General features: G+C 61.2%; 1 protein-coding gene. It reads left to right on the top strand.

Going from position 1 to position 260, the window contains the following annotated elements; all coding sequences use genetic code 11:
- A partial coding sequence (locus SB816_RS32800; protein WP_410548353.1) for an NAD(P)/FAD-dependent oxidoreductase occupies nucleotides 1–260 on the top strand: 260 nt, incomplete at both ends.

Here is a 260-nt window from a genome sequence, read left to right as displayed (position 1 = left end):
CGCGAGCGTGTTCCCTGAACTGGCTGATACCCGTATCGATTATTGCTGGGGCGGGATGGTCGACATGACAAAGAACCGGCTGCCGCGCGCCGGGCAGCGGGACGGCATTTACTACTCGATGGGCTACAGCGGTCACGGTACCCAGATGTCGACGCTGATGGGCACTCGCATGGCGGACATCATGGACGGCCGTACGGACCTGAATCCGTGGAAGGATTTTTCTTGGCCAGCGATCCCTGGCCACTTCGGCAAGCCGTGGT

This window comes from Achromobacter sp. SIMBA_011 (assembly GCF_046535435.1).
In the GTDB taxonomy this organism is placed as follows: Bacteria; Pseudomonadota; Gammaproteobacteria; order Burkholderiales; family Burkholderiaceae_B; genus Achromobacter; species Achromobacter dolens.
The sequence above is the reverse complement of the archived record's forward strand: the minus strand, read 5'-3'. Positions and strand labels throughout refer to the sequence as shown.